The organism is Planococcus notacanthi (genome assembly GCF_030407825.1).
In the GTDB taxonomy this organism is placed as follows: Bacteria; Bacillota; Bacilli; order Bacillales_A; family Planococcaceae; genus Planococcus; species Planococcus notacanthi.
The window spans coordinates 74,762-101,312 of the sequence record NZ_JASDCQ010000003.1 but is presented as its reverse complement, the minus strand read 5'-3'; the positions used below and the strand labels follow the sequence as shown (position 1 = coordinate 101,312).

32 protein-coding genes, 1 pseudogene and 1 riboswitch are annotated in these 26,551 nt (G+C 44.6%); of the genes and pseudogenes, 9 read left to right on the top strand and 24 right to left on the bottom strand.

The annotated features are described in order from the left end of the window. The first annotated feature begins 4 nt into the window (after positions 1-4). Both QMA01_RS11740 and QMA01_RS11735 read left to right on the top strand, forming a co-directional pair. A complete protein-coding gene (locus tag QMA01_RS11740) occupies positions 5-880 on the top strand; it encodes a carbohydrate ABC transporter permease (RefSeq protein WP_191715210.1) in 876 nt (291 codons plus the stop codon). A 344-nt stretch (positions 881-1,224) separates the two neighbouring features. Beyond that, positions 1,225-2,034, top strand: coding sequence for a carbohydrate ABC transporter permease (locus QMA01_RS11735; RefSeq protein ID WP_191715209.1), 810 nt, complete (start codon positions 1,225-1,227; stop codon positions 2,032-2,034). Between the two features lie 46 nt (positions 2,035-2,080). Here QMA01_RS11735 and QMA01_RS11730 read toward each other — a convergent pair whose 3' ends face one another. The 5 genes from QMA01_RS11730 to QMA01_RS11710 form a co-directional block, all read right to left on the bottom strand. Beyond that, positions 2,081-2,509 carry a hypothetical protein gene (locus QMA01_RS11730; RefSeq protein ID WP_191715208.1) on the bottom strand — a complete coding sequence of 143 codons (429 nt, stop codon included), beginning with the start codon at positions 2,507-2,509 and terminating at the stop codon, positions 2,081-2,083. Between the two features lie 7 nt (positions 2,510-2,516). Beyond that, positions 2,517-2,864, bottom strand: coding sequence for an ASCH domain-containing protein (locus QMA01_RS11725; RefSeq protein ID WP_191715207.1), 348 nt, complete (start codon positions 2,862-2,864; stop codon positions 2,517-2,519). A 104-nt stretch (positions 2,865-2,968) separates the two neighbouring features. Further along, a complete protein-coding gene (locus QMA01_RS11720; protein WP_191715206.1) occupies positions 2,969-3,592 on the bottom strand; it encodes a cell wall hydrolase in 624 nt (207 codons plus the stop codon). A 236-nt stretch (positions 3,593-3,828) separates the two neighbouring features. Continuing rightward, the gene (locus QMA01_RS11715; RefSeq protein WP_191715205.1) at positions 3,829-4,365 is read right to left on the bottom strand and encodes a dihydrofolate reductase family protein; all 537 of its coding nucleotides are present in this window, start codon (positions 4,363-4,365) and stop codon (positions 3,829-3,831) included. Positions 4,366-4,445: 80 nt separating this feature from the next. Continuing rightward, positions 4,446-4,730, bottom strand: coding sequence for a hypothetical protein (locus QMA01_RS11710; protein WP_191715204.1), 285 nt, complete (start codon positions 4,728-4,730; stop codon positions 4,446-4,448). A 158-nt stretch (positions 4,731-4,888) separates the two neighbouring features. Between QMA01_RS11710 and QMA01_RS11705 the strand changes: the two genes are divergently transcribed. Continuing rightward, entirely contained in the window at positions 4,889-5,389 is a 501-nt protein-coding gene (locus tag QMA01_RS11705; RefSeq protein ID WP_191715203.1) for a metallophosphoesterase family protein, read from the top strand. Positions 5,390-5,423: 34 nt separating this feature from the next. Here QMA01_RS11705 and QMA01_RS11700 read toward each other — a convergent pair whose 3' ends face one another. Next, complete coding sequence (locus tag QMA01_RS11700) at positions 5,424-6,299, bottom strand: STAS domain-containing protein (RefSeq protein ID WP_203340651.1); 876 nt, start codon at positions 6,297-6,299, stop codon at positions 5,424-5,426. 289 nt (positions 6,300-6,588) lie between these two features. On the opposite strand from QMA01_RS11700, the gene QMA01_RS11695 reads away from it, so the two are divergent. Further along, positions 6,589-7,782, top strand: a complete 1,194-nt coding sequence (locus QMA01_RS11695) for a DUF3238 domain-containing protein (protein ID WP_290215057.1) — start codon at positions 6,589-6,591, stop codon at positions 7,780-7,782. 482 nt (positions 7,783-8,264) lie between these two features. Here the strand turns inward: QMA01_RS11695 and QMA01_RS11690 are convergent, their stop codons facing one another. The 5 genes from QMA01_RS11690 to QMA01_RS11670 form a co-directional block, all read right to left on the bottom strand. Then, positions 8,265-8,663 carry a thiol-disulfide oxidoreductase DCC family protein gene (locus QMA01_RS11690; RefSeq protein WP_191715200.1) on the bottom strand — a complete coding sequence of 133 codons (399 nt, stop codon included), beginning with the start codon at positions 8,661-8,663 and terminating at the stop codon, positions 8,265-8,267. Positions 8,664-8,719: 56 nt separating this feature from the next. Continuing rightward, positions 8,720-9,088 carry a nuclear transport factor 2 family protein gene (locus QMA01_RS11685; protein WP_290215056.1) on the bottom strand — a complete coding sequence of 123 codons (369 nt, stop codon included), beginning with the start codon at positions 9,086-9,088 and terminating at the stop codon, positions 8,720-8,722. Positions 9,089-9,157: 69 nt separating this feature from the next. Further along, a complete protein-coding gene (locus QMA01_RS11680; RefSeq protein ID WP_191715198.1) occupies positions 9,158-9,685 on the bottom strand; it encodes a TraR/DksA C4-type zinc finger protein in 528 nt (175 codons plus the stop codon). Between the two features lie 94 nt (positions 9,686-9,779). After that, complete coding sequence (locus QMA01_RS11675) at positions 9,780-10,715, bottom strand: phosphotransferase family protein (RefSeq protein WP_191715197.1); 936 nt, start codon at positions 10,713-10,715, stop codon at positions 9,780-9,782. A gap of 147 nt (positions 10,716-10,862) precedes the next feature. Next, positions 10,863-11,771, bottom strand: coding sequence for a cation diffusion facilitator family transporter (locus QMA01_RS11670; protein ID WP_191715196.1), 909 nt, complete (start codon positions 11,769-11,771; stop codon positions 10,863-10,865). Positions 11,772-11,876: 105 nt separating this feature from the next. Then, positions 11,877-11,924, top strand: a riboswitch (PreQ1 riboswitch). A gap of 97 nt (positions 11,925-12,021) precedes the next feature. Here QMA01_RS11670 and queF point away from each other — a divergent pair. Then, positions 12,022-12,516, top strand: coding sequence for a preQ(1) synthase (gene queF / locus QMA01_RS11665; RefSeq protein WP_191715195.1), 495 nt, complete (start codon positions 12,022-12,024; stop codon positions 12,514-12,516). A gap of 12 nt (positions 12,517-12,528) precedes the next feature. Beyond that, positions 12,529-13,182, top strand: a complete 654-nt coding sequence (locus QMA01_RS11660) for a queuosine precursor transporter (protein WP_290215055.1) — start codon at positions 12,529-12,531, stop codon at positions 13,180-13,182. Between the two features lie 42 nt (positions 13,183-13,224). Here QMA01_RS11660 and QMA01_RS11655 read toward each other — a convergent pair whose 3' ends face one another. The 7 genes from QMA01_RS11655 to QMA01_RS11625 form a co-directional block, all read right to left on the bottom strand. Further along, entirely contained in the window at positions 13,225-14,064 is an 840-nt protein-coding gene (locus tag QMA01_RS11655; protein WP_191715193.1) for an endonuclease/exonuclease/phosphatase family protein, read from the bottom strand. A 374-nt stretch (positions 14,065-14,438) separates the two neighbouring features. Continuing rightward, positions 14,439-15,203, bottom strand: a complete 765-nt coding sequence (locus QMA01_RS11650; RefSeq protein ID WP_290215054.1) for a MerR family transcriptional regulator — start codon at positions 15,201-15,203, stop codon at positions 14,439-14,441. 62 nt (positions 15,204-15,265) lie between these two features. Next, positions 15,266-17,011 (bottom strand): ABC transporter ATP-binding protein, encoded by a 1,746-nt coding sequence (locus tag QMA01_RS11645; RefSeq protein ID WP_290215053.1) that lies wholly within the window; start codon positions 17,009-17,011, stop codon positions 15,266-15,268. 25 nt (positions 17,012-17,036) lie between these two features. Continuing rightward, positions 17,037-17,597 (bottom strand): GNAT family N-acetyltransferase, encoded by a 561-nt coding sequence (locus QMA01_RS11640; protein ID WP_290186357.1) that lies wholly within the window; start codon positions 17,595-17,597, stop codon positions 17,037-17,039. A gap of 29 nt (positions 17,598-17,626) precedes the next feature. After that, positions 17,627-18,844, bottom strand: a complete 1,218-nt coding sequence (locus tag QMA01_RS11635; RefSeq protein ID WP_290215052.1) for an MFS transporter — start codon at positions 18,842-18,844, stop codon at positions 17,627-17,629. Between the two features lie 134 nt (positions 18,845-18,978). Continuing rightward, complete coding sequence (locus QMA01_RS11630; protein ID WP_191715188.1) at positions 18,979-19,290, bottom strand: DUF3817 domain-containing protein; 312 nt, start codon at positions 19,288-19,290, stop codon at positions 18,979-18,981. Positions 19,291-19,424: 134 nt separating this feature from the next. Beyond that, a complete protein-coding gene (locus QMA01_RS11625) occupies positions 19,425-20,618 on the bottom strand; it encodes a class I SAM-dependent rRNA methyltransferase (protein ID WP_290186359.1) in 1,194 nt (397 codons plus the stop codon). Between the two features lie 118 nt (positions 20,619-20,736). Here QMA01_RS11625 and QMA01_RS11620 point away from each other — a divergent pair, with 118 nt between their 5' ends. Further along, on the top strand, positions 20,737-20,937 hold the full coding sequence (locus QMA01_RS11620; RefSeq protein ID WP_290215051.1) for a hypothetical protein: 201 nt from the start codon (positions 20,737-20,739) through the stop codon (positions 20,935-20,937). A gap of 58 nt (positions 20,938-20,995) precedes the next feature. Here the strand turns inward: QMA01_RS11620 and QMA01_RS11615 are convergent, their stop codons facing one another. Together QMA01_RS11615 and QMA01_RS11610 are read right to left on the bottom strand one after the other, a co-directional pair. Continuing rightward, the gene (locus QMA01_RS11615; RefSeq protein WP_290215050.1) at positions 20,996-21,352 is read right to left on the bottom strand and encodes a SpoIIAA family protein; all 357 of its coding nucleotides are present in this window, start codon (positions 21,350-21,352) and stop codon (positions 20,996-20,998) included. Positions 21,353-21,384: 32 nt separating this feature from the next. Next, a complete protein-coding gene (locus QMA01_RS11610; RefSeq protein ID WP_290215049.1) occupies positions 21,385-21,741 on the bottom strand; it encodes a SpoIIAA family protein in 357 nt (118 codons plus the stop codon). Between the two features lie 241 nt (positions 21,742-21,982). Between QMA01_RS11610 and QMA01_RS11605 the strand changes: the two genes are divergently transcribed. After that, the gene (locus tag QMA01_RS11605) at positions 21,983-22,645 is read left to right on the top strand and encodes a GntR family transcriptional regulator (protein WP_290186363.1); all 663 of its coding nucleotides are present in this window, start codon (positions 21,983-21,985) and stop codon (positions 22,643-22,645) included. A gap of 99 nt (positions 22,646-22,744) precedes the next feature. On the opposite strand, the gene brnQ is transcribed toward QMA01_RS11605, so the two are convergent. The 4 genes and pseudogenes from brnQ to QMA01_RS11590 form a co-directional block, all read right to left on the bottom strand. After that, positions 22,745-24,115 carry a branched-chain amino acid transport system II carrier protein gene (gene brnQ / locus QMA01_RS11600; RefSeq protein WP_191715182.1) on the bottom strand — a complete coding sequence of 457 codons (1,371 nt, stop codon included), beginning with the start codon at positions 24,113-24,115 and terminating at the stop codon, positions 22,745-22,747. A gap of 280 nt (positions 24,116-24,395) precedes the next feature. Then, positions 24,396-24,506: pseudogene (locus QMA01_RS18215) on the bottom strand (glucose-1-dehydrogenase); the annotation flags it as partial. An 18-nt stretch (positions 24,507-24,524) separates the two neighbouring features. Beyond that, on the bottom strand, positions 24,525-24,782 hold the full coding sequence (locus tag QMA01_RS11595; RefSeq protein WP_290215048.1) for a Rossmann-fold NAD(P)-binding domain-containing protein: 258 nt from the start codon (positions 24,780-24,782) through the stop codon (positions 24,525-24,527). Positions 24,783-25,255: 473 nt separating this feature from the next. Beyond that, entirely contained in the window at positions 25,256-25,918 is a 663-nt protein-coding gene (locus QMA01_RS11590) for a DUF2971 domain-containing protein (RefSeq protein WP_290215047.1), read from the bottom strand. A 256-nt stretch (positions 25,919-26,174) separates the two neighbouring features. Between QMA01_RS11590 and QMA01_RS11585 the strand changes: the two genes are divergently transcribed. Further along, on the top strand, positions 26,175-26,549 hold the full coding sequence (locus QMA01_RS11585) for a CidA/LrgA family protein (protein ID WP_290215046.1): 375 nt from the start codon (positions 26,175-26,177) through the stop codon (positions 26,547-26,549). The last annotated feature ends 2 nt before the right edge of the window (positions 26,550-26,551 follow it).

The window sequence follows — 26,551 nt, the reverse complement described above, 5'->3', positions numbered from 1 at the left end:
CGGGATGAAAATTTCTAAATCCATCTACTTATTCTTTCTGCCCGGGCTTTTCCTATATGCAGTTTTCTTTGTTTATCCGACAGTCAGCGCCTTGTTCTATTCGTTTACGGATTGGGATGGCCTAAGCTCGAGCTTCCAATTTGTCGGAATCGACAATTACGAGCGCGCCTTTACAGGAGATACCATTTTCCGGAAAACCATCGGAAACAACCTGAAATTCATGCTCGTGGTTGTTGTCTTCCAGACGCTCGTTGCACTGGCATTCGCCTTGATTGTCCTAAAAAATAACAAGACTACGGTTTTCTTGCGTGCCCTGTATTTCTTTCCGACCATCCTGTCGTCCGTTTCAGTAGCCTTTATCTGGTCGTTCATCTACGACCCCTCCCTTGGCATCCTGAATCAGACGCTGGAGCTCGTCGGCCTTGATTTCCTAGCACAAAACTGGCTCGGCAACTCAAATATCGCCATCTATTCCTTGGCAGTTACGCAAATTTGGTTCCACGCCGGGCAAATGCTCATCATTTTCGTGGCAGGATTGCAGGCGATTCCGGACGAACTTTACGAAGTGGCAAAAATCGAAGGCGCCACCAAATGGCAGACTTTCCGCAAAGTCACTTGGCCGTTGCTGGCTCCTTCTGCAACGATTGTTGTGGCCTACACCACCATCCAATCGTTCAAAGCATTCGACCTGGTTTTTGCGATGACCGGAGGCGGCCCTAATAATTCAACTGAAATTGTGGCTACTTACATTTTCGATATCGCCTTCAGAAGTTACCAATTCGGCTACGCTAGTGCGATCTCGGTCATCTTCATGATCATCATCGCCATCATTACGTTCCTGCAATTTAAAGCATTGCGTTCTGATAGGATTTCTTACTAGAAAAGCGAAGGCAGCCGTCAGTAGAAGCTAACCTAAGAACGCGACTTCCTGTCGCAACGGTTAGCTGACCCGCATCCTGGGGGCCTCCGACAAGCGCTGGAAGTCTTACCGGTAATGGCGTTCTTTGCCATTGCTGGTAAGACTGAAGCGACTCGAGGGGCTGGCTGCCGGAGTCTGGACATAGAAAAGCGGAAGCGCCCGTGTAGCTCTGACGGACATAAGACAGACCAGCGAAATGGCATGTTTTCAGCCGCACAAACAGAGTGGCTTATGGCCCGAGAAACTTTTTCTAAATTCTGCGTAAATGTTTTATCTTCTAAGCTTTAAGAAAGGAGGACAACAGCTTGTTCTTCCGTAGATTTTCTTTACTCATCTATGCGCTGCTGATTCTGGTTCCTTTGCTGATCGTCGTTTTGACTTCTTTGAAGACGATTCAGGAAACTTTTAGAAATCCACTTGGGTTGCCCGAGTCCGGCCTTCAGTTTGAGAATTATGCAGCGATTTTCCAGGAACAGACGATGGCCGGCTATTTTATGAACAGCACAATCGTCACCTTGTTTTCGGTGTCTTTGACGCTGTTCTTTGCTTCGATGATTGCCTATGGCATCACCCGCCTCAATAATTGGCTCGGCAATTTTTTGTTCATCTTGTTCACACTCGGCATGATGGTACCGGCACAAGTGAGTATGATTCCGCTCTATTCGCTGATGCTTGATCTCAGCCTGACCAATAGTTTGCTGGGGCTCATTCTCGTCAATATCGCTACCACGTTGCCGATTGCAGTCTTTATTCTGACTGGATTCATGAAGACCTTGCCAAGGGAATTATTTGAAGCTTCTACCATAGACGGTGCCGGCAACTGGAAAATCTACACCAAAGTGGCGATTCCGTTGTCGCTGCCTTCCTTATCAGCTACAGCCATTTTCCTGTTTGTGATGCACTGGAACGACTTGCTCTATCCGTTGCTGTTCATCACCGATAACGCCTACAAGACCCTGCCGCTTGCTTTGCTGGAGTTCCAGGGCGAATACTCAACCAACTACCCGATGCTCTTTACAGGCGTCATTATCGCTTCAGCACCGATGGTCATCGCTTATGTCTTCTTGCAGCGTTATTTCGTTGCCGGTATGACGGCAGGCGCTGTCAAAGGCTGACAAAAAGGACGACACTGCTCTTAAATGAGCGGGGTCGTCCTTTTCGTTACCAAAACATCGGCTTGCCGACCATGAACCAGAGCATTAATAATAACAATAAAATATAAATCCACAACGAGCGGTTTAATTTTTTAACCAGCAACGTGTGATCTGCACCTCCGCCGAATTGGCGAAGAATCGGTGTAAAGGCACGGGCTAGGAAAAAGATCGATGCGACCATAACCGCCAGCGTGCACACAATCCATGAAGTCGACCACTGCCACGGCCCTTGCCAAATCAGCAGGATGCCTGTAGCAACGAGCACGTGTCCGGCATGTTTTACAAGCCGTGTAGCTGACTTAAACGTAATGATATGCGCGTCTAATACGTTGCCGCTTGCCGCCTCCATTCGTTTCACTAAAGGAAGCAAAACAAAAAATGGGCCGATCGACAAAACGGCACTTAAAATATGGGCATAGAGAACGAATGTGTACATGGGATACTTACTCTTCTACCAAATGGAACTCATGAACCCAAACTGTCATCTCCGGAAGCCAGGGCATTCCGGGATGGAAAGACAAGATGGATTGCTTGTATTCTTCGACCGTCGCATAGCCTTCCCGGATGATCATTTCATCTGTCAATTCGCCAAGCGTTTGCTGATATACGTCATCCACCATAATCTTTTTATCATTCAATACCGTAGTCTCACCGATATCGGCATAACGGCCATTTCGGCGAGTAGCAGACTTCGTACCTGACAAGACTTTTTCTACATCCCGTTTGTTCGTTACCAGCTTTTCGATCGTGCAGGTTTTTGGCGGCAATTGCTGTGCATTTTCTTTTGTCATTCTTCTTCCACCTCTCAATGTTCCTTTTCTAAGTATAACGCTTTTTTTCTTTTATACTTACACCATAAAAAGATCGCCCTGTTTTTTCAGGGCGATGCTGGAAATTATTTTGCAAAAACATGTTTTCCGATTTTGGTGATGGTTGTACGCGAGAAAATCCACGTGTCCGTAACACCGCTCGGATTGTAATAATAAGTGGCTCCAAGTGAAGGATCCCAGCCCTTAACAGCCGCTTTTACTGCCTGGTAAGCTGTCGAGTTCGGTTTTAATCCATACTGTCCGTCGTTTACGGCAGTGAATGCATTACGCTGAAAAATCACATTGTATGTACTGTTGGGAAATAACGAAGAATCGATGCGGTTCAATATAACAGCCGCTACCGCAACTTGTCCTGTGTAATTTTCACCGCGCGCTTCTCCGTGTACAACACGCGCCATCATATCAACATCTGAAAGTTTCGCCCGTGTTAATGATCCAGTAAATCCTGTAGCCGGAACATTGAAATCACGCTGAAACTGAATAACTGCATTTTTAGTTATCGATCCATAATAACCTGTTGGAGTTGTCTGGAAGTAGCCTAACTTTTTCAAGGTGGACTGGAGTTCTGTTACGTCCTGTCCGGAAACTCCTTCATGCAGGTCTGGAGAATGTGCTTCTGCCGAGGTTTGAGAAAAACCTAAGAATAAAATCGTGAATAAGGCGAATATTGCTACTTTTAACTTCTTCATGCTTTCTCTCCCTTCTATTCCAGGAATCAACAAATGATTCCTTTTAATAGTATATAATTGGAATAGTAAGAATTCAATCCCTCGTAACTACTTGTTATTTAGTGAAAGAATAGCCAAAAGTAGTAGTTTATTGTTGTTTGATAAAAAAAGAGGCATTATCTTTTCTAAATATTAGGTATTTACACATAAAAAATGAAACTAAAAAAGGCTGCTCGCTGCAGCCCTTTCAACCATGCTCATGCTCTTTCATAATGCAATTGGGCAAACTGGCCATACATTTTTACTTCTTTTAATAGTAAACGGAGTTCAAAATCGAATGTTTGAAACAAAGGAATGCCTTTTCCAATCAATACAGGAGCAATTGAAATAATCCATTCGTCAATCAAATCCTCTTTTATGAATTCATGGAGCAGCTTGCTGCCTCCAATTACCCATATATCTTTTCCAGGTTTTTTTCTAAGGTCCTCCAAAAAGCTTGGGATCTCTTGGTTTGTAAATATCACGTTTGAATTTTCTTGAGGAGTTGAAGAAGTAAAGACATAGCTGGTTAATTCCTGATAAGGATAGTTGCCGTTTTCAGCTTCCATTACCCAATCATAAGTTCGGCGCCCCATAATGACCGTATCGATGTTTTCCATGAACTCAGCGTATCCAGCATCTCCGCCACCCTCCACTTCCGATTTAAACAGCCACTCGAGAGAATCATCTTCTGTCGCGATATAGCCATCAAGGCTTTCAGCGATGTAACAAACGACTTTCCTTTTGTTCTCCATACCCCTCTTCCTCCTTAAGTTTTAGATTTTATAAAGCTCTATCAAAAAATGGCCCCAGCACTTGCATTGGGGCCACACGGTTATTTACTTTCCAATTCTGCCAGCTCTTTATGCGTTTGAGGAAATCCATTCGCCTGCCATTCAGAGCGAAAGGCAGAATCCAATTGGGTCAATCCGATTTCTGCATCATCCGTGTCGGCATTGACGCTTTCTTCAGTGTCTACCGTTGCACTGTTTCTCATATCGTTATCTTCGTAAACCCAGATCTTTTTAGATTTGTTCTTTTTGTAGACAGTCATTAAAAGAAAACTACTGGCCATAGCTGCTCCAGTATAAAAAAACTTTTTTGTCGTACTTTTTTTCATGGTTATCCCTCCGTTTGTCTTCAGCATTTCGAATTCGGCTTATTGTATTCACTTCCCTATTTACTGAAATTTTAACCCTGGCTGGCTATCGGTTGGGTTTCGACGCGGGAGAGTTTATTTGGTAAAGTGAAAGAAAGAAATAGACTGGAGGCGTTCAGATGAAGAAAATCGTTATTGTGTCAGATACACATGTTCCATTCCGCGCCAAGAAGTTGCCGCAAAAACTGGTGGATGCTTGTCAGGAAGCTGACTTTATTATCCATGCAGGCGATTGGCAAACGATGGATGTTTATCACGAGCTGGCAGCCTATGCAGACATCGATGGCGTCACCGGCAATGTCGATCCATGGGATATTCTCGACAAGTTCGGCCGCAAAAAGATTTTCACTTTCGGCGATTTAAAAATCGGCGTCGTTCATGGCGACAGTGACCGCAAACCTACAGAGAAGCAGGCATTCGATACCTTCGCTAATGATGACGTCGATATCATCGTTTTCGGGCATTCGCATACACCGATCATGCGTGAAGTTGAAGGCATTACTTTGTTCAACCCAGGTTCTCCAACCGATAAGCGCAGACAAGAACAATATTCCTTTGGCTTGCTCGAAATCGGCGATTCCTGGGAATTGAAACATGTATTTTTTGACAAAGAAAGTTAACTTGCGCAACTTATCTCCAAAAAATCAGACCTCCTCAACGAAGGTCTGATTTTTCTTTACATTCTTTTATCAAAACAAATCCTAACTGCTTTAAGGCCGATTCAAGATTAGCTTCGATCAAAACGCCTTTCAGCGCCGCCGCAAAATGCGGAACTTTTATTGCCATGAACGGCTGAATGCCTGTAATAACTGGCGTCACGCCAATTATTTTAAGAATATTCACGAGCTTCAGCAAGTATTCCCCTACGACAGTGTTGATTTGCAGAACCCCTGACACATCAATGATCAAATAGTCCATCGGTTCGTGGCTGCATTTTTCAAGTACATGCTCGATGATGACTTGCGCACGCGGAGCTGTAATTTCGCCGATTACCGGTACAATCGCCACTCCTTTTGTTACTGGGACGATCGGAGCTGTTAATGTCTGAATTTGGTGGTTCGCTTTTTCCAGTTCCAGTACATAGGTCAATAATGTCGACATCATTTCAAACGTATAGAGCTGCTCTTCAGAGAGCTTGTAATACTGATCGTCCAGTCCACATATTGTTCCGTAGACAGTGCCATCGTTGTAATACACCGGAACACCGACAAACGTTCCTTGTCCGTAATTCGCCGCAATGCCCATAGAACGTGTCAGCTCATTTTCAGAAACATCCTCAATCACTAAAGCCTTCGGGCCGTGATTGATGCTCAAACTGCAGAAGGAATGAGGGAGCGGCATGGAACTGCCTTCTTCAATTAAGGCCTTATCGCTGTTGAGTGCTTTAATGATGTGATTGGTGATTCCGTCATTCTTCGCGATAAATAAGGAATTAATTCCGATCTGCTTGCTTAACAACTGAAGTATGTATGCCGCCGCTTCATCGAAGTTACTAAAATTACGCTCTTTTTGAGTGTTTTCCACCTTCATTCCCCCATCCGTTTTATTCAATCTATCTAGTGCAGTGAGCTAAATTCTAAAGCTATTACTATAGGAAAACGAATGCTTTTATTTATTTTTTATATCGATTAGGATTTCAGAAGTTATCCAACAAAAACCAGTTTATCTCAAATATGTATGAATACCTACCTTAATTATACAGTTAAACCCCATTTGTATATATTTAATTTGTGTAACAAATATCTTGGCCGCTTTCTCATGGGTTCATCTTTGTTTCAAAACGGGTATATGCATAACAATAGCATGTGGAGGTGGGAATATGGCAAATGAATTGGATATTCTGGTGTTGGAACAATCCGATACCATGATTTATTTCAGATGGACAGCAACAGAGGACGTCTGCCGCGTTAAGAAAGAAGATCAAGTCGTTTATACCGGCACTCAAAATTTGTTCAAGGACGAAGGATTAAAGAAAGGCGAATTGTACACCTACACCATTGAACGACTGGATTCTTCAGGAAAATGGACCGATAAAATCAAGTTGCATACCGGAACGGAAAACCGAAAACAAGACAGCATCAACCGTCTTGAAGAAATTGTCTTGACGGCGATTGTTTCTGAAAACCGGATTTCTTTAGCATGGGGAGAAATTGAAGGCATTACTGAATTCGACATCTATCAGAATGGCATATTTTTAGAAACGGTGGAAAAAAACCAATACACGGACCGGCAAGTCCCGATGGACCAGGAGTTCACTTACTGGATCCGCGGCAAACGTCCAGTAGCCAAGTCAGAAGAAAGTTTTAGGAAAGAAAAGTTTACAGTGGCAAAAGTCTTTGGTGCATTAAACTGGAATTCCTCACGGGATAAAGCAGCGATGGAAGATTTCTGGCTGACCAAAATAATCGCCCCATTGGATAATTTGCTTTCTGATAAAGAAAAACCAAAAGCTTATCCGGTTTGGCATTTCCGCTATCATACATTCCTGCCGGATCTAATATTGAAAAATCCGAACCTATTGTCTCCTTTCCCGTATTTCCAAGGAGATGGGCGAGACTTTGATCCTGACTCCCTTCATTACCGGACGCAGGTCAACTTCACCGTGGACTTGAAAGAAGAAGAGTCATCATTGGCCTACGACAAAGATGTGGGCCCGACTATCGGATACAATTGGCGGAAAAAGTTCAGCAAAGCGGATGTCGCGTCTGCTGAAGGCATCGAGTTGGAAAAGATAGAGGAAACGGGCCATAAAGTGTCCATCACCTTAAAACACAGCGTCGGCAATCCCATTACAACGTCACCCAATATCGATTACGAAGTATCCGCTGCCTTTTACCGGGATGGCACATATGACATCATTGGAATCCACGACCAATCACCAAACCACGAAGTGTATTTGAAGGACGGCGACGATGGCGAATGGATCGGAATTCACTTAACTGAAAGTGAAGGTCTTGCCTATATGGCCGGACCGATTGCCAGCCAATATTGGCGGATATCCAACTTCCATTAATATTGTTCCCATTATTCCCGTATACCCAAAGATACCCCGAAGCGCAGTACCTCCGCTTCGGGGTATCTTTAATTATGCTCTTTAAAGCTTCACGGGCGCTTGCGCTTTTCTTATTGTCCAGACTTCAGCGCCCAGCTCTTTGGGTCATAAGCCAACCCAGCTGTGCGGCTGAAAACACGCCACTCTGCTGGTCTGTCTTATGCCCGGCAGAGCTACACGGGCGCTTGCGCTTTTCTTATTGTCCAGACTCCAGCGCCCAGCTCTTTGGGTCATAAGCCAACCCGTGTCCAGTTGCAGTGCCTAGCTCTTCGGGATGTAAACCACTCTGGCTATGCAGCTGAAAACATGCTGCTTCGCCAGAGCGTCTTACACCTGTCAGAGCTGGATAGGCACTTCCACTTTTCGTGCTGTGCGGCTGAAAACACGCCACTTTACTGGTCTGTCTTATGCCCGGCAGAGCTACACGGGCGCTTCCGCTTTTCTTATTTATCTAAAAATCGCTTGCGGATATGAGGCGGCGGCAACATGCAGCTGTCCAACTTGCCGAATACCTTGTAACGGTTTTTGGCTACGATATCATAAGCCCCATCACGGATTGCGCGCGGGAATGGTTTCAGGTAATAGGCCAATTTCCAAAGGCCGGTCAAATGATTGGAAATCATTAAAGCACCTTCGGATTTCACGTAAGCCTGTCCATCTTTTATCAAGACTACGCTATCCACATCATCTGGCACTTTGTACTTCTTGGAAAGTTCCTGGCCAATTTCACTTTGCAATGAAGCAAATTGATAATAACCGGCCGGGTCATGATTTATAATAAACTGAACGCTTGAATCACAAAAGTTGCAATCTCCATCAAATAACACAATGGCATGTTCCATATCTGTTTCCTCCTCCACCAAAAATAGTTCTGTTACCTAAATATCCTCTTTTCCCTTTATTGAAACACTTCGTTTGTTGAAACTGTTCCTTGATGGAAAAATAATTTCCAGCCACTTTCTCTTTTTTTCCAAACCGAACTGCGATTGGTCAACTTTCCCGTCTTTTGATTATGGATTTGATACGTAGTCAAAACAGCAGCCGGACCCAGCTCATGTACGGTAAAAGATTTTATTTCCATCGGATCCGGATTTAATGGATGGTCTTCGTTGTAATGCGACCGTTTGATTAATCCGCCTGAACTGCCAAATTCATAAAATTCGTCGTCCAGTATTTCGCCGAGCTTGTCTGTCGAAACTCTTACTTCCGGCTTCAAGTGGCTGCATTCCAATTCATAGAACTCTTCGGTTAATTTGTCCATAGCCATCCTCATCACCCCTTATTTCCCGGGAAATAAACCCCCTGGCGCGAAGTCAGGGGGTTTATTCACGCTATTTTATTTATCGTCTTTAAAGAAATCCTGCGGATCTTCATCGGGCTGATCCTGCGGAGTATCAGAGGAGCCAAAGTCCTCTACATCTTCAAAGCTGTCCTGGTAATCACGGATGCCATCGTCTTCTTTCTTGACTGGCTGTCCTGTAGAAGCTTGCAGCACATCTTCTTCCGGCGGACGGCTTTCCAAATCGACCTCCTGATCTGCATGATCGATGCAGGTCAATGCGGTCGGCAATGCTTCCAGCCGCTCGAACGGTATTTCTTTGCCGCATACCGAACACTTGCCATACGTGCCGTCTTCAATTGCTGCCAAAGCCGTTTTCGCTTCTTCCAGCTCTTCCTCTTTAAACTGCGTCAACGCCATTCCACGTTCCTGGTCATACAGGTCGGTGGCGTTATCTGCAGGATGATTGTCATAATTCGAAAGTTCCGTTGTCTCAAACTCTTCATCTTGTTCAACGCGCTCTTCCAGCGATGCCACTTGTTCTTCCAATTGTTTTTTTAATTGCTTCAGCTGTTCATCCTTCATCCGATTTCCTCCTCAAAAAACTCACTTATCCTATATATTGCCTTTATCGGAGAAATCAAACCTGGAAGTAAACTGGTCGCTGCCGCTCTGCAGCTCAATAATCGTCGAAACGGTCGAGAAGACTCATTAAATAATCATCCAGACGGTGGCGGACTAATTCATCGGACAAGCCCTTCATGCCAAAGGCTTTCCAGCCGGGATACACAACTGGTGATCCATCCAATGTATCAATCAGCGATAAAAGGTCCCAATACGGATCATAAGTAAATGAATTCCCGGCATGTCTCTGGTAAGCCGCCAAAAAATCATTGGCGACTGAAATTCCGTAAAGCTGCGCCAAGTTGACACGGCAATGGCCTACATCGATTCCCGCCGGCCCCCGGCAAGCATTTACCCAGTCTACGATAGCGCTGATTTCTTTGTTTTCCCACAGTACATTAGCGGGATGAAAATCCCGGTGAATAAAACATTCCTGAGCTTCAGGGCGGCTTTCTGCCACAATATAAAAAGCACGCATCCAATCGTTCTGGATCTTGGACCAGGTCGGTTTTTCCAGCAAAAATGCATTATTGTAGGAAAAATATTCATAAGGAAAGCCCTCTGCCTTGGTTTGATGGATTTCAGCTAAAGCAGCTGCCAGGCCATCCAGCCATTTTTCATCGTTAGACGGCTGCAATATGACAGAACCAGGCACTTTTGTCATCAAGACTGCCGGCAATCCGCTTTTTTCGCCCGTTTCATCGTAAGCAAGTAAATGAGGGACCGGATGGCCAGCTTGTTCAGCAAACTGAAGGCTTTCCGCTTCGTGTTTTGCTAAATCCGGTTCTTTCTCCAACCAATCTATTTTATGGAAAAGCCGCAATACATACGAAAGCGAAACGCCGTTTTCTTCGACAGCCAGTTCAAACAACATGGAAGAAGTTCCGCCTGTCAGCGGCTTGACGCCCGTAATTTCTGCAGTGTTTCCAAGCTGTGTTTGTATCCATTGCAAAGCTTGCGTCTGCAATTCATTGCCATAACCTGCTGCCATCCTTACCGCTCCTTTCTGCCTACTATTTTAGCTCTAGTGTACCATGAACATCTAAGAGCCTCACTGTGAGATGAGGCAAATTGCTGAGAAAATCATGTTTTCTATCACTACAAATACCCGCTATTCAGACCAGCCAGCCGACAAGATTCAAACTTTCAATGAATGATGCATTGACTCCGCCTTTTCAATTTGAATAGTTGCATGTTCGATTCCACAATGATCATGGACCAGCTTCAATGCCTTCTGAAGGACCTGCTGCTCATCAGTATCTTTCGCTACATCGATATGGCAAGTAAATAAATCCATGCCCGACGTAATCGTCCAAACGTGAAGATCATGGACATCCAAAACCCCTTCAATTTCAATAAGCAATGCCTTCACTTCTTGGGCATCGATGGTGTGGGGCGTTCCTTCCATCAAAATATGGAGGCTGTTCCGGATAATGCCCCAAGCACTCCGCAAAATCAGTAAAGCAACAACTACCGAAATGATGGGATCCGCCACCGTCCAGTCAAACAGAAGAATCAATATTCCAGCCACTATCGCACCGATTGAGCCCAATGCGTCTCCAATAACGTGCATATAAGCACTTTTCATGTTCAAGTTGCCATGGACATCTGCGTTGCGGTTCAGCACCCACGCACTCAATAGATTTGCCAGAAGGCCGATGGCAGCAATGATCAGCATCCAGCCGCCCTCTACTTCAGGTGGCTCAACAAAACGTCCAATGGCTTCATAGATGATCAATCCGGCGATGATAAATAGAGTTGCGCCATTGATAAAGGCGGTAATGATTTCAAAGCGGTAATACCCATAGGTTTTTTTAGCAGAAGCCGCTTTTCCGGAAAACCAGATAGCGGACAAGCTGAGCGCCAGCGAAACAGTGTCCGAAAGCATATGTCCACTGTCGGCAATCAACGCCAGGCTATTGGTCAAAAGGCCACCGAAAAATTCCAGCAGCATGATGCCGGCTGTGATGCCGAGCGCCAGAATCAATGCTTTTTTGTTGCCGCTCCTGGCTGTTTCAAAATGGTTATGGCTATGATCGTGTCCCATCTTACATTCGCCTCCGTCGTCTTGCTGCTATTTTACCAAAAACAGCCGTTTGACAACGAATAGCAAGTCTTATACGATAGGTTAGTAAAAGTAAATAACCCGGCGACGGGAGAGGTTCATAGCATTTCACCCTCTATAAAAAACTATGGATTGTCGAAACTCAGCCAAATCCACATGCGATTTGGCTTTTTCTTTTGTCCGTTTTTTATAGCCCTCTTTCAAGCCGGCCATCTAAAAGGAGGCCGTTTTCATGGCAGGAAGAAACGAAGACACACTTGAGCATCTATCATTGCTCGGCAATCAACAAACCAAGTACAAATTTGAGTACGATCCGGATATTCTCGAACCGATCGATAATCTGCATACCCGCGATTATTTTGTGAAGTTTAATTGTCCCGAATTCACGTCGCTTTGCCCCCAAACGGGACAGCCTGATTTCGCCACCATTTACTTGAGCTTCATCCCTGATAAAACATTGGTGGAAAGCAAATCATTGAAACTTTACTTATTCAGCTTCCGGAATCATGGGGATTTCCACGAGGATGTCGTCAACATCATCATGAATGATTTGATCAAATTGATGGCCCCCCGCTATATCGAAGTATGGGGAAAATTCACGCCGCGTGGCGGATTATCCATCGATCCCTACACCAACTACGGAAAGCCAGGAACAAAATACGAAGAAATGGCATCGTACCGGATGATGAATCATGACATGAATCCTGAAACGATCACCAACCGGTAGGAGGCACCGAACATGTTGCTTTATTTGAACGGCGCCTTTGTCGGCTTATTGATCTTGTCGAATATTTTAGCAGTCAAATTGTTCAGCATCGGTGAATGGGCTGTATTGCCGGCCGCCGTCATCGTCTATGTCTTCACGTTTCCAATCACTGATACTATTGCAGAAGTATATGGCAAAGAAGCAGCACGGCAGACAGTCACCGCCGGTTTCGTCACGCAGCTTTGCGCATTGGCATTTATTTTCTTTGCCATCCATTTGCCTTCTGCTCCATTTTTTGCAGACCAGGCTTCTTTTGAAACCATTTTTTCTGCAGGTTTCCGCGTCACCTTGGCCAGTCTTGTGTCTTATTTCATCAGCCAGAACCTAGACGTCACCATTTTCCATAAATTGAAACAGCGTCATGGCGAGTCTAAACTATGGGTACGCAATAACGCCTCAACGATGACCAGCCAATTGGTGGATACCACTATTTTCATCACCATTGCATTTTACGGAACCATGCCGACCAGCGCATTGCTCGGGATGATTGCTACGCAATACCTGTTTAAATGGCTAGTCGCTGCTGCCGATACGCCGCTGGTTTATTTATTGGTCAAATTATGCAGACGTGAACTTCAGTCCGGCAAACAAATTTATAACCACCAAAAAACGGAAGCCCTCCACTAAGGCTTCCGTTTTTTACATGTCTATATTTACAATGGCGATCGCTTAGACTTTGGCACGTTCTTTCTGGCTACGTCCTTTGACGCCCACTTTCACATCTGCCAGAACCATATCTGCGACAATCGGCAAATGATCAGAAACCGCTGTTTCAATAGCCGCTACTTGGACGACTTCTACATCATTGTCCGAAAAAATATAATCGATTCGCGTTGCTGGCCAAAAAACTTCTGTTGTCTCTTTGTCCACGTAAGGAGCAGGATATGTATAAGCATCCCCTCTCTTCATTTTCAGAAAAGCATCTCTAAACTGTTTGTTCAGCTTTTGCATGTGAACATTTGAAGATGGTGCGTTGAAATCTCCAGCGAGTACGCGCGGGAAACGGCTTTTCCCGGTAATCGCCAGAATTTCATCGATACTGACAGCCAATTCATCGTCTTTCAATGCCAAATGCGTATTGAAGACACTTAAATAAATGCCATCTACTTCAATGACGGTCTCTAAAATTCCCCGCTGTTCGTTATTGCCGAACGGACAATAGACCTGTGTCAGCAGATGGTTCTCGACGTACTTGATCGGATACTTACTTAAAATCACATTGCCGTACTGGCGATTCGGGCGCTCTGAATCTTCAGCAGCAAAATTCATGTTGGCGCCATAGGCTGCATGCATATTCAATCTCTGGCTCAACCAATCTACTTGGTCCACAAACGAACTGCGGTCGGAAAAATAACGGTCAACCTCCTGTAAAGCGATGATTGTAGCACAGGAATCCTCAATGACTTCAGCGGTCTTCTCCAGATCTACTATTCCATCCATCCCTAATCCATGAGCAATGTTAAATGACATGACTTTCACAATCGGCGCTTTCTTTTTCGACCCTTGCATGCAAACCTCTCCTTTTCGTTTAAACCGAATCGTCGGTAGCAGCTTTAATTGGTTTCAGTATACCAAGCTGAGAAGGATTAGCTATAACAGGGGTGTAAAGGTTTGTTAATAGTTTGTAAACCAGAAAAGCGGAAGCGCCCATGTAGCGCTGGAGCTGGACATCAAGAAAAGCGGAGTCGCCCGTCTAGCTTATTACAGGTTTATGCACGGTTGAGAAAATATGCGCACGCTTCATTGGATTAATGCACGCTCGATAGAACTTGTGCACGCTAAAGCAACTTTGTGCACACTCGGCAACATTTACGCACGTTCATTAAATCTAGACGAAAAAACACAGCCAACCCGATTTCGTCGGATTGGCTGTGTTTTGATGTTCACTGATTCTGAGCCGTGTAGGCAGCAATGGCATCCCTAAGGAACTGTGCGGCTCCCTGCTGCACTTTGTCATAGTATGCTGCAAACCGTTCGTCTGCCACATACATCTCCGCCAGCCCCATATGCGCTTCTTTGCTGTAGGATGGCCATGTAAACTCAAGCCATTGGCGATGCAATTCAGCTGTTTGCTGCGCCAGCTCACTCGATGGGTCACCTGTTTTGATTGCATCTGCTAAACGGTCCAACACCTGCTGTTCCAGAAGTGTAAACGCCTGGTATTTCTCTTCACTCATGTTCAGCATTTTGGCATTGGATTGATCGACTACATCGTCGCCGTATTTATCGCGTATTTCGCGGCCGTATTGCTGTTCGTTGTCATCCACCAGCTTTTGTTTAAACCCTTCAAATTTCTCATTATCAGCCATGATGCTTTCTCCTCCTTTTGCGGAAATGGTTTTTTCCACATTGATGATCAAGAGGTCCAATTGCATGCGTTTGGCGAGAAGTTTTTCACGGTGCTCTTCCAAAGCTCGGGAACCGTTGAAACCCGGATTATTGACAATGTTCTTTATCTGTTCCAGCTCCAGACCAAGTTCGCGGTAGAAAAGGATTTGCTGCAGCTTATCCACTTCCGGCTGCCCATAGATCCGGTATCCCGACGAGCTTTTTCTTGCCGGCTTCAAGAGCCCTATTTCATCGTAATAACGTAAGGTTCTTGTGCTGATGCCGGCCAGGTTCCCCAGTTTTTGCACGGTATATTCCATTTCTCCACCTCCTGATAAACTCACCATACACCTTGACGTTGCGTCAAGGTCAAGCGGTTCAATCAAGTTAATTGCTGTTCAGCAAATTCGCGGTAAAGTGAGTGCGAAGCGGTCAGTTCCCGGTGAGTGCCAATTCCCGTCACACGCCCTTTTTCAATAAACACAATTTTGTCGGCATCGACAATCGTCGACAGCCGGTGAGCGATGACCAGGGTCGTTCGCCCTTCCATCAATCGGCTTAATGCCTGCTGCACAATCCCTTCTGATTGGCTGTCCAGGCTGGCCGTTGCTTCATCCATCATGAGGATTTTCGGATCACGCAGAAACGCTCGTGCGATGGCAATCCGTTGGCGCTGTCCGCCGGATAGCTTGACGCCGCGTTCTCCGACTTCCGTATCCAATCCGTCGGCGAAGCTGCGAATAAAATCTTCCGCATAAGCCATGCGAGCCACCCGCCAAAGTTCTTCGGCTGGAATCGTTTCTGAATCCGGCAGGCCATAGGTGAGATTTTCCCGGATTGTGCCGCCCATCATGGCACTTTCCTGAGATACATAGCCGATCTGATCTCGCCAGGAAGCGATTGATATTTCATTGATGGGGATATTCCCAATAGAAATGCGTCCGGATGAAGGTTCGTAAAATCGCTCGACCAAACCAAACACAGTGGTTTTTCCGCCGCCGCTTGGCCCCGCAAAGGCAATCATTTCCCCTGGCTGCGCTTCAAACGATACATCTTCTAGAACCTGTTCCCCGTTTTCATAGGCAAAACTTATTCCTTCCACCTGCAGCGCTTTCCCGGCAATATCCAGCGCGGGCTTCTGTTGCTGTTCTTCCAAAGGCAACTCTAAAATTCCAATGATTCGTTCAGTAGCGCCTTTGGCTTTTTGAAGCTCTGTAAAAAACCGGGCAAAGGTTGCCATCGGAACAATAATCTGAAAGAGATACAATAGAAACGCCACCAACGATCCCGTCGACATTTCGCCATTGGCCACACGGATCCCGCCATAGCCGATAATCGATACAATGACTACCATAACCACCAGGTACATCAAAGGTGCTATCAACGCATAGATTTTCGCTTCTTTCATACCAAGAGCAAATAACTTTTGAATGCCTTGTACCCCTTTGTTTTCTTCAATTTCTTCAGCTGTCGAAGATTTCATTAAACGGATTTCTCCCAAAGTCTGCTGGACATGACCTGTAAACTGAGCGGTTTCATCCTGCAGGTTCCGTGAAATCTTGGCCATTTGGCGGCCTAGGGGGATCATCACAGCAATCGTCAGCGGTACCGACAGCATCATGACCAAGGTCATTTTCCAATCCAGAATGATTAAAATAATCACTGCCCCGATAATTGAAATAATTCCTGTGATGAAGGACGGGAAGTGGTCTGTGATTAAATTTCGGACGATTCCTGTATCATTCACCACACGGCTTACCGTTTCGCCGCTCGAGTGCTGATCGAAATAGCTGACACGCAAACGGATCAATTGTGCCCACATCCGTTCCCTCAAGCCCGCTACCACACGTTGTCCGACCATACTCAGCAAGTAAATCGAAACCCCGTTGATGACGGCTTGAACAATAAATGCCGCAGCGATTCCGAAAATCAGCGGCACACTCAACGAATCAAAGGAAAAGCCATCAACCAGGTTTTTCGTCAACAGCGGTACTACAAGGCCCACGAGTGTGGTGATTAAACTTGTCAGCAACCCAATTGTCAGGGCAAGCTTTGGAATCTTCAGTGACAACAGCAATGAAATGAATGGTTTCAGACCGGCGTCTTGATTTTTGTCTTTCTTCTTCATCTTTAAAGCCCCTATTCGTTTTGGGTTAAGTGAATTTAGCGTAAATGCATGTATCCGTTAACCTTTTGCCGTCTACTGATCGTTCATCGTTGTGCAAAACACCTTCCAGTACAAAGCCCAGTTTTTCTGGAATCGCTCGGCTTTTCCGATTTTCTGTGTCACATTGAATTTCAAGGCGCTTGCATTTAAAAGTTGAGAAAGCCAATTCAGTCAATGCAGAAACCGCTTCTGCCATATAGCCTTTTCCAGTAGCTCTCGAATCCAGCCAATAGCCGATCTCCATTTTCGGCACATCCCATTCAATAGCATGGAAGCCAGTGGAGCCGATAAAGCTCCCTGTTTCTTTATCAAAAACCAGGTAACGCAAAACTTCCTTTTTTATAAAGTTCAAGTGCGCCTCCAGCTGATTGATTTCCGTGTCCTGCGGAGAAGGTTCCGCCTGCGCAAACCCAAGCCATGGCTTTAAGTCATCAAGTGAGGCCTGAATTGCTGCATTCACAATTTTTCCATCTCCAGGCATCGGCATCCGCAAAAGCAAACGCTCCGTTCTTATTGCTGTCGGCACTTCCGGCAATTTCATCGTCATACAGTATCCCCCTTATTTAAATTTCTCTTTTATGAAGCCGAGACTATTTTCCGGTCACGCGGCAGCCATAGGCCAACTATTCCAATGATTGGCAGGAATGAAACGACGACCATTGTTTCGTAGACACCGATGGCATCCATTAAAATCCCAATGACTACTGCGCCGATTGCGCCCATCCCGAAGGCCAAACCAACCGTTAAACCAGCCATCGTGCCAATTTTGCTCGGCACAAGCTCTTGCGCGTAGACAACCGTAACGGAAAAACTCAACATAATGAAAAAACCGATCAATGCCAGGAAAATCAGTACAGCGTAAAGCGGAATATACGGCAGGAAAGCGGCCAGCGGGATCGGCACCAAAATGGAAAGAAGAATGACGTTCTTCCGTCCAATTTTGTCTGCCATAGGCCCTCCGAAAAACGTGCCTGCTGCCCCGACGCCAAGGAATAGGAAGACATACAGCTGTCCCTGCTGGATTGTCAGCCCGTAAGACTCGATCAAATGGAATATGTAAAAGCTCGTCATATTGGTGACGTAGAATGAACGGGCGAAAATAATGATCATCAAAAGCGCCAACGCCACGCCCACTTGTTTTTTGGTCATCTCAGGCAATGAAGACAATAATACTTTCTTCACTTTCTGCAGCTTTTCCTTCTCCAGTTGCTGCTTATACCAAATGGAGATTTTCGATAGGATAAAAATGCCGATCGCTGCAACAAAGAGGAACAAAGCCGCTCCTATCTGGCCGAGTGGAACCAGGATGAATGCGCTGATCAATGGGGCCAGTGCCTGGCCGGAGTTTCCTCCCACCTGATAAATCGATTGTGACAAGCCGCGTTTGGAGCCAGCTGCCATATAGGAAACACGTGAACCTTCCGGATGGAAAACAGCCGAACCCAACCCCAGGAAAATGACCGAAACAAGAATCATCCAATATTCCGGCGCAAACGCCAAACCCGCAATTCCGAAAAATGAACTCGTCATGCCGAGCGGCAGCGCGTAGGGCATTGGTTTCTTGTCACTGATGAATCCTACAACCGGCTGGAGGACAGAGGCAACCATATTGAGCACAAACGCAATCAAACCCAGTTGCGTAAACGTCAAACCAAGATCCGCTTCCAGTATTGGGAACATGGCAGGAATCACGGCCTGTAAAGAATCATTCAGCAAATGGCAGCCGCCAATCGCAAACATCACCGGATAAACAGGATTTCCGGCTAAAGAAGAAGAACTTATCGCTTTCGCCATGATGTGACCTCCAATGCAAATCTGTAAATTTCAATAGTTTCATTATAGAGGAGTTGAACGCCTTTCGATAACCCCAAATAAAAACACCTGCAGGAAAAACCTGCAGGTGTTTGGTGCCCGAGTTACATCAGCAATTACACAGTCGCTATTTTCAACTGCTGCCAATTTTCAAGCCTTTTGTCTAAAATGAAATTGCCGAACGGCAAAAACGCTGAAGCGACGGCACCAACCGAGAAACGGAAAGGCCATCTGTAGATGAAGGTCATATAGACAGTCATCAAGATGTAGATGCTGAACAAAGCTCCATGGATCGGTCCGATGACACTGACGGCTTCCGGAAACTCAAAAAAGTATTTTAACGGCATGGCAATGAAAAGCAGAATCAACAAAGAGCTGCCTTCCAGCACGCCCATGAAACGAAATGTCCCTAACGCATTCTTAAACATTCACTATCCCTCACAATCTGCTTTTATTATAGAATTGCAGCAGATGACTGTACAGGGATTAAGGGAAGAAATGGAGAAGCGTTTTGCATTACCCGCAAATTTTCGTCACAAACACAAATTCCATCCTGGCCTTCTTAGCCCAACTTCACAAAAAGCACTTTCAGGTAATCGCCTTCTTTGAATTCCTTTTGCACACGGAAATCACTTGGCAAAGTGAATTCCTCAACGATGCTGTATTTCTTTCCAAGGTCTTTAAAGGCTTTATCGATAAAGCCTTTGAATTTTTTCATTCCAAAAGAGGCACTGTTGGTCGAAGCGACGATGACGCCATTTCTTTCAGTAATGGCAATCGCTTCTTTCATTAAATTCGTATAGTCCTTGGAAGTGCTGAACGTGTATTTTTTTGAACGTGCAAAGCTTGGCGGATCCAAAATGACCACGTCGAACTTCAATTCTTTTCGTTTGGCGTATTTAAAATAATTGAACACGTCCATGACCAGGATGTCCTGTGTCTCAAAATCAATGCCATTGACACTGAATTGCTCGATTGTCTTGCTCGAACTTCTTTTCGCCAAATCGACACTCGTCGTTTTAGCAGCACCGCCAAGTGACGCCGCTACCGAAAAAGCACCGGTATACGAAAACGTATTAAGCACGGTCTTGCCTTTGGCATATTTCTGCCTGATGGTATTTCTGACATCCCGCTGGTCCAGGAATATGCCGGTCATCGCCCCATCGTTCAAGTAAACAGCAAAATTCACACCGTTTTCTTTGACGATCATCGGGAACTCCCCGCGCTCGCCTGTCACGAAATCGTCTTCTTCGATGTACTGGCCTTTTGTATCAAATCGTTTTTTCTGGTAAATGCCTTTGCATTCCGTGACATTCTGCAGCGCTGCAATGATCTCGTCTTTGAAGGTATATACCCCTTCGCTGTACCAGCTGAGCAAATAAAAGCCGGCGTAATAATCAATGATCAGTCCACCAAACCCATCGCCTTCACCGTTGAACACCCGGAAAGCCGTCGTTTCCAGATTGCTGTAGAATGCTTGCCTGCGGCCGATAGCCGTCGCCAGCTTGCGTTCCATGAAATCCTGATCGATGGTTTCACTTTCATCATGCGTCAAAATCCAGCCAAAACCTTTGTTTTGCAGGCCGTAATAGCCTTTCGCCAAAAAGCGCCCTTGCTTATCGGTCAGCTTTAAAATGCTTCCCTCGTTCTGCAAGGCTTCCGGATTCTCCAGGGCCTCTTTAGTGATCAAGGGGTAGCCTTTGGCATATTCCGCCTTGTATTTATCCGTTACTTTAATTGAAATTTCCGATTTCATCGTCTCTCATCCTATCTGTAAAACACCGTTTTGCTTTATAATTAGTGTATACGATAGCTGTCCTGATTCCCACCCTGGCCATGTGATTTTTCCAAAACTGCGCATAGGAGGGATTGCCATGAAGCAGAAGTCCCATGTCTACAATATTTTGTTGACAACAGGGGAATACTTGGAGAACATCCGCATTGAAGGGCCTCTTGAAGACCATTTTTCCGGTGTTGCTGTGAGCCTTTTTCCTGTAGAAGATATGGATGGAAAAACAATCGTTTTGAGCATTTTTCATATCGTCAAAGCAGATTTGATTCATGTAGAGGAATAACGTCATGTTTCTCCTCCTAAAAAAGCGTTTTGCACAAAATCTGCAAAACGCTTTTTTCCTATTCCTGAATCCAATTCCAGGCTTCGTTCATTTCATCCAGTTGAAAATGTTTGATTTCAAGTTTCGGAAGCAGGTTTTCCATTTCCGCTACATGGCCCGGCATATGCGCAGAACTGATGACAGCGAATTTATGGAATTGATTCCAGGCATCCATATTCACTTGCATACTTTGCTCAAGCCCTGTGAAAGGAATGCCGTCCGTTTCGTTTATAATGGCATAAATATTGAACTTTCCCTTATCGGCAAACTTTTCCTGAATGATTTTATTGATCTTCAATGCATCTTCCTTTGTAGCCGCCCCTTCAAATTCAATCGCAATGGTTTCTATGTCTTTACTTGGCACAAATGATAACATAGTTCCCCTCCTCTAATTAGTGGTGGAGCTGATCAGGCTCTGATCCAGTTCCAAGCCTGCTCGGCTTCCCTCGCTTTAAAATGCTTTGCTTCGATGCCCGGCAACAAATCACCAAGATCGGTGATGGTGACAAGCCAATTTTTTTCGCTGACAACAGCCAACTTATTGTACTGGCTCCAGCGCTTCATATCGATTTTCACTTCTTCCATCAATGCGTTGATCGTCGGCACCTTCACTTGCCCAATCACGGCATAAGCATTGAAGGGCTGGTCTTTAGAAAACCGTTCACTGATCTCCCGCTCCAGCTCTTGCAGATTTTCCTTGGTTATTGTTCCCTCAATTTTGAAAGCAATAGTCTGTGAATCCTGACTCGGAATGAACGTCAGCATCCTAATTCCTCCTCTTCCATTGGTATATCTGCTATTGCACTCCTTATTCCCTATTTGAAATCTGACAAACGAAGGGATAGAGGTATTTCGATGTCATTTACCGATATATTGCATAAAATATTTCATAGATAGTCTGAATTGGTGTATAATGGTATTAAGAGATATTCATTCATTGGGAGGTTCCCAATCCCATTGCGTGTTTCCGTGTCATAAATTTTGCAGTAAAAAAGGAGAGCTTGCAATGCCTATTCCCGTAAATTATACGAAGCCTGTCCGCGTCTCAGCGAAGGAAAGCGCTTATCTTCAATTGCAGCAGTGGATCATCGATGGCACCTTACAGCCCGAAGAAAAGTTGGTTGATACAGACTTGGCCCAGGCATTGAGTTTAAGCCGTACCCCTATCCGCGAAGCACTTCAATTATTGGAAGTTCAAGGATTTGTCGAGATGTTTCCCGGAAAAGCGACACGCGTCACGAATGTGAAAAAAGACGATCTCAAAAACTTATTGCCTCCCCTCGCTGTTCTGCAGGCACTTGCAGCAGAATTGGCCATTCCAAATCTTGATGAAGACATTTTCAACTTATTGGAAGAAACCAATGAGCGATTCATTAAAGCCATCGACAGCCAGGATGGATTTTCAGCTTTGAAAATTGATCAGGAGTTTCACCAGATCATCGTTGACACCGCTCAAAATCCATATATCCATACCATGCTCGGCAGCCTCCAATCACATGTCAGAAGACAGTTTTTTCATCACTCGCTGATGCTGACGAAAAGCTCATATGACGAGCATGTCCAGATTATCCAGACATTAAAAGAGAAAGATCCGGAAAAAGTGACTCAGCTGATGAAATCCAATTGGATCCGGACCATCGAAGAATTGACTACCGAAAAAAGCTTTTAAATTAATTGAAAAAAGCTGTTACAAAAGCCTCTTCGCTTTTGTAACAGCTTTTTATATGGAAGCCGATCCGATTTTTGGAACGGCCTATAGTTATTGATATTAGGCGTTGTTTTGAGCAACTTGAACTTTCACTTCTTTTTTGCTGCGTGCGATTACCGTGGTGACGGCAATGACGATCAACGCTGGCAAGAACCAGCCAAGCCCTTTGTCGTAAAGAGGCAGGACTGCGGCATAGAAGTCAATTACTGATTGAAGCAAAGCGGGATTATCGACTCCCAACGAAGAAGTTAGGGTTTTGAATCCATCAACAATGCTGATAAAGAATGTGACAACGATTGTCGATACGTACACCAACTGAGCATGTCTGAATAATGGCGACAAGAAAGCCAGGATGATCAAGACAATTGCCAGTGGATAAAGGAACATCAATACCGGGATTGAATAAGTGATGATATTCGAAAGCCCAGCATTAGTGACAACTAACGAAAAGACAGAGAAAATCACAACATACGTTTTATAGCTGATGGAAGGCGTCAACTTATGGAAAAACTCCGAGTTAGCAACAGTTAAGCCGATAGCAGTTGTCAAACACGCCAGAATGATAATGACGGCCAATAAACTGGAACCGAAATTACCGAAATAATGGCCCGAAGCGCCGCTTAAAACAGGTCCCCCTGTTTCCATCAGCCCTAAAGTTGCCGTACTTGTTGAACCGAGCAGAGCAATTCCTGTGTAGACGATGGCCAAAAGAGCAGCAGCTACAACCCCACTTTTTAAAGTCGCGGTTAAGACGCCTTTAGGCGAATTCACACCCAATTTACGGACTGCAGAAATGACAATGATCCCGAAAACCAAGGAAGCGAGTGCGTCCATGGTGTTATAGCCTTCAGTGAAGCCTGTAAAGAAGGCATCGTTTGCATAAGCCGGCTGTGGCGCTTCTTTAGCTCCCATCGGATTAACGAACGATGTAACCAATAAAACACCCAAGGTCACAAGAATCGCAGGCGAAAGGATCTTGCCGATGCTGTCGACCATTTTTGACGGATTCAATGATACGAGCAATGATATTGCAAAGAAGACTAAAGAGAAGACCAATAAAGCAATTGTGGCATTTCCTTCTCCAACAAACGGTGCAATTCCAACTTCATATGAAACAGCGCCTGTTCTTGGCAAAGCGAAGAAGGGTCCGATCGTTAAGTAAAGCATTGCCGTAAAGACCAACCCATAGACAGGGTGAACACGGCTTGAAAGATCTTGTAAGTCATTACTTTTCGAGTAACCGATCGCTAATATACCCAGCAATGGCAGACCGACACCTGTAATCAGAAATCCGAATATCGCTATCCAGACGTTTGTTCCTGCGTATTGTCCAAGCTGCGCGGGAAAGATTAAGTTTCCTGCTCCAAAAAACAGCGCAAACAACATCATCCCTACAACTGCATATGATTTAAACGACAATTTACTATCCATTCCTATTTCCTCCTAAATTCTAAATCCGTTGGCTCGTGTACTTGTATCTATAATTTTAGTATAATACATTCTCTTTTAAAAAAATGTATGCGATATATTGCATAAAGTAATAATACAACAATTAGCTTAAAATGCAAGCATTATAATCAAAGATTTTTTTAAATTCTGTCTATTTCGAAATCCGGAGTTAAATGGTTATTTTTTCAATATAGTATATATACTTAAGCGTGCATAAAAAACCGCACAGATTGAAATGCTCCTGTGCGGTGTACAATTATTGTTAGAATAATTGAGAAAGGCATAATGTCATGTCGCCATCTACGAATAAAGCAGTTCCAGTGATATAAGCAGTTTTATCAGAAACAAGCCAAGCAGCGGCTGCAGCGATACTTTCCGGTTTTCTGTTTTTTTAATCGTGATTTTCTGGAGCGCCTTTTCTTTTTTCATCCACACTCTGTTCTTGTGTGCGTTTTCCCGATATCGTGATGGTTCTAGACGCGATGCTTTTAATCTTTATGCTGTGCTTTGCATATTCCAACGCCAGTGTTTCTGTTAGCATTTTCGGGCCGCCTTTCGGGCTACTATGGTGAATGTTCCCTACTTTGGTAATTAATGAATAAATATGAGAAAAAATAATGATGCTGCCTTTGACTTTATTAGCCTTCATTCAAGCCAGTGCTTCTCTGCCGGCAAGAAAGATAAATTTCAATCAGGGATCCCCCCCTAATTGTTAGTTGATCCAAACGGAATTTTAAGGTCAAGTACGGTTTGAATTCATTTTTTAATGCTTATTTCTGGTCCCATATCCGTTTTTCCACCCTTCTTTTTTATTGTCTCGCACCGTCTCTTCCGCTATTTCCGGAGACATGCCGCCAGTCTGTTTTCTTTTCAATACCGGAGAGCCGCGACAGATTTACTGACAGAAATGGTTTCCAAGTTATAACCCTTGCTCCTTACGTAATGTTCAATGCCGCTTTTGGCAATATCGATATTGTTCTTAGGGCCAATCGTTATATGGCTGATGGGTAATTTCTCTTCAAACGATACCTCAATATAAGGAATAATCACCCCATTCCGTGCCCGGAATTTCACTTTCCCGTCCAGTTCTCCTCGGCTGATGATTGCAATTCGGTATTCCTCTTAACTCTTGAAAGCGGCATCTTTAAAAAAGATTGCACATGATGCCATCACCGAAAAGAAATGATCGGCTAATACCGAGTTCATCTGTTCCTCTTCATATTCGCTGATAAGTTCAAAACTTTCCACGAGCAAATCCTCCAAGATGGTTTCCTGCTCCCGCCTGCTGTAGACCACAAGACCATGCAATAAGCCGGCATCCACTAAATAATGATTGATTTTCCCAAGAAGCTCCTCTGCAGAAAAGCCGATATTATAGCCATCACCTTTTGCGTAGTTATACCAAAGAGCCAATGAATCTTCTGTTTGCGACATTGAAAAAACATAGACTTCAAAACCGCTTTCTTCAATTTCTTTCATAAAATGATCCAAAGCCTGCTGCAGCTGTTCAATAAACATAGCCCATAGATTCCCTTTGTCCGAAACTTCCATTTTGTCCAGTACAGTTTTTAAAATGCCAGAAAAATAGACCAGTTCGCTGGAGTCGTTCAGAAAAGTCCCTTTGCTCATCCATAAACGGTTGGTTTCCATCATACCCATTAAACTGGTCAAGCTCGTGTAATGGTATAAACTTTGGCCAGCTTGCTGGATTCTTTTTATTTGTTTGTTGAGACCTTTTAAAGCCTGTTGCTCCAGCTGTTCAGCCAAGTTCTTTTCGCTGTCCATATAACTTCACCTCTCTTCAATAACAGAACCAGCAAGAGGTCCTGCTTATGCATCATTGCCACAGACTGCTGCTTTTCCCTTCTTATACCCCACTGCCCAAAGTTAAAAAGACTGTACGGAAAATTTTCTGTTATTTTCTGAAAATGCAAGAGATATCCGAATCCGCTCTCGCTTTTAGACTGGAATCCTGTAAAATAACTTAATATGGAAAGAGCCGAATTTACTTTTTGCATCTATTTGGAGGGCGGTGTTCTCTTTGAAAATAATCTCAATCATTCTTCAGCTTGTCGTTATTACGGGTTTTTATTTATTAGGCGAAGCGTTGCAAGGTGTTTTCAATATTCCATTGCCGGGCAGCATCATCGGTTTTCTTCTGCTGTTTATTGCACTTATGCTGAAAATCTATCCGCTTGAATGGATTGAGTCAGGCGCTCATTTCCTATTGGCTTTTTTATCTCTTTACTTTATCCCGGCTACCGTCGGGGTTGTTGAATACGGGGAATTGTTTTCCGGCAAAGGCATGCTGTTGATTCCAATCGTCATTGCCAGCACGTTTCTGACAATGGCGGTTGCGGGCAGGGTCAGCCAGTATGCCGCCAAGGCAAGCACTGACCGAAAGGAGAGGTCTTGACC

Excerpts from the sequence above, each read along its gene's own strand:
- QMA01_RS11740 (WP_191715210.1), top strand. The coding sequence starts at position 5 with ATGAAAATTTCTAAATCCATCTACTTATTCTTTCTGCCCGGGCTTTTC.
- QMA01_RS11730 (WP_191715208.1), bottom strand. The coding sequence starts at position 2,509 with ATGTACACATTCGTTCTCTATGCCCATATTTTAAGTGCCGTTTTGTCG.
- QMA01_RS11725 (WP_191715207.1), bottom strand. The coding sequence starts at position 2,864 with ATGACAAAAGAAAATGCACAGCAATTGCCGCCAAAAACCTGCACGATC.
- QMA01_RS11720 (WP_191715206.1), bottom strand. The coding sequence starts at position 3,592 with ATGAAGAAGTTAAAAGTAGCAATATTCGCCTTATTCACGATTTTATTC.
- QMA01_RS11715 (WP_191715205.1), bottom strand. The coding sequence starts at position 4,365 with ATGGAGAACAAAAGGAAAGTCGTTTGTTACATCGCTGAAAGCCTTGAT.
- QMA01_RS11710 (WP_191715204.1), bottom strand. The coding sequence starts at position 4,730 with ATGAAAAAAAGTACGACAAAAAAGTTTTTTTATACTGGAGCAGCTATG.
- QMA01_RS11705 (WP_191715203.1), top strand. The coding sequence starts at position 4,889 with ATGAAGAAAATCGTTATTGTGTCAGATACACATGTTCCATTCCGCGCC.
- QMA01_RS11700 (WP_203340651.1), bottom strand. The coding sequence starts at position 6,299 with ATGAAGGTGGAAAACACTCAAAAAGAGCGTAATTTTAGTAACTTCGAT.
- QMA01_RS11695 (WP_290215057.1), top strand. The coding sequence starts at position 6,589 with ATGGCAAATGAATTGGATATTCTGGTGTTGGAACAATCCGATACCATG.
- QMA01_RS11690 (WP_191715200.1), bottom strand. The coding sequence starts at position 8,663 with ATGGAACATGCCATTGTGTTATTTGATGGAGATTGCAACTTTTGTGAT.
- QMA01_RS11685 (WP_290215056.1), bottom strand. The coding sequence starts at position 9,088 with ATGGCTATGGACAAATTAACCGAAGAGTTCTATGAATTGGAATGCAGC.
- QMA01_RS11680 (WP_191715198.1), bottom strand. The coding sequence starts at position 9,685 with ATGAAGGATGAACAGCTGAAGCAATTAAAAAAACAATTGGAAGAACAA.
- QMA01_RS11675 (WP_191715197.1), bottom strand. The coding sequence starts at position 10,715 with ATGGCAGCAGGTTATGGCAATGAATTGCAGACGCAAGCTTTGCAATGG.
- QMA01_RS11670 (WP_191715196.1), bottom strand. The coding sequence starts at position 11,771 with ATGGGACACGATCATAGCCATAACCATTTTGAAACAGCCAGGAGCGGC.
- queF (WP_191715195.1), top strand. The coding sequence starts at position 12,022 with ATGGCAGGAAGAAACGAAGACACACTTGAGCATCTATCATTGCTCGGC.
- QMA01_RS11660 (WP_290215055.1), top strand. The coding sequence starts at position 12,529 with ATGTTGCTTTATTTGAACGGCGCCTTTGTCGGCTTATTGATCTTGTCG.
- QMA01_RS11655 (WP_191715193.1), bottom strand. The coding sequence starts at position 14,064 with ATGCAAGGGTCGAAAAAGAAAGCGCCGATTGTGAAAGTCATGTCATTT.
- QMA01_RS11650 (WP_290215054.1), bottom strand. The coding sequence starts at position 15,203 with ATGGAATATACCGTGCAAAAACTGGGGAACCTGGCCGGCATCAGCACA.
- QMA01_RS11645 (WP_290215053.1), bottom strand. The coding sequence starts at position 17,011 with ATGAAGAAGAAAGACAAAAATCAAGACGCCGGTCTGAAACCATTCATT.
- QMA01_RS11640 (WP_290186357.1), bottom strand. The coding sequence starts at position 17,597 with ATGACGATGAAATTGCCGGAAGTGCCGACAGCAATAAGAACGGAGCGT.
- QMA01_RS11635 (WP_290215052.1), bottom strand. The coding sequence starts at position 18,844 with ATGGCGAAAGCGATAAGTTCTTCTTCTTTAGCCGGAAATCCTGTTTAT.
- QMA01_RS11630 (WP_191715188.1), bottom strand. The coding sequence starts at position 19,290 with ATGTTTAAGAATGCGTTAGGGACATTTCGTTTCATGGGCGTGCTGGAA.
- QMA01_RS11625 (WP_290186359.1), bottom strand. The coding sequence starts at position 20,618 with ATGAAATCGGAAATTTCAATTAAAGTAACGGATAAATACAAGGCGGAA.
- QMA01_RS11620 (WP_290215051.1), top strand. The coding sequence starts at position 20,737 with ATGAAGCAGAAGTCCCATGTCTACAATATTTTGTTGACAACAGGGGAA.
- QMA01_RS11615 (WP_290215050.1), bottom strand. The coding sequence starts at position 21,352 with ATGTTATCATTTGTGCCAAGTAAAGACATAGAAACCATTGCGATTGAA.
- QMA01_RS11610 (WP_290215049.1), bottom strand. The coding sequence starts at position 21,741 with ATGCTGACGTTCATTCCGAGTCAGGATTCACAGACTATTGCTTTCAAA.
- QMA01_RS11605 (WP_290186363.1), top strand. The coding sequence starts at position 21,983 with ATGCCTATTCCCGTAAATTATACGAAGCCTGTCCGCGTCTCAGCGAAG.
- brnQ (WP_191715182.1), bottom strand. The coding sequence starts at position 24,115 with ATGGATAGTAAATTGTCGTTTAAATCATATGCAGTTGTAGGGATGATG.
- QMA01_RS11595 (WP_290215048.1), bottom strand. The coding sequence starts at position 24,782 with ATGAAGGCTAATAAAGTCAAAGGCAGCATCATTATTTTTTCTCATATT.
- QMA01_RS11590 (WP_290215047.1), bottom strand. The coding sequence starts at position 25,918 with ATGGACAGCGAAAAGAACTTGGCTGAACAGCTGGAGCAACAGGCTTTA.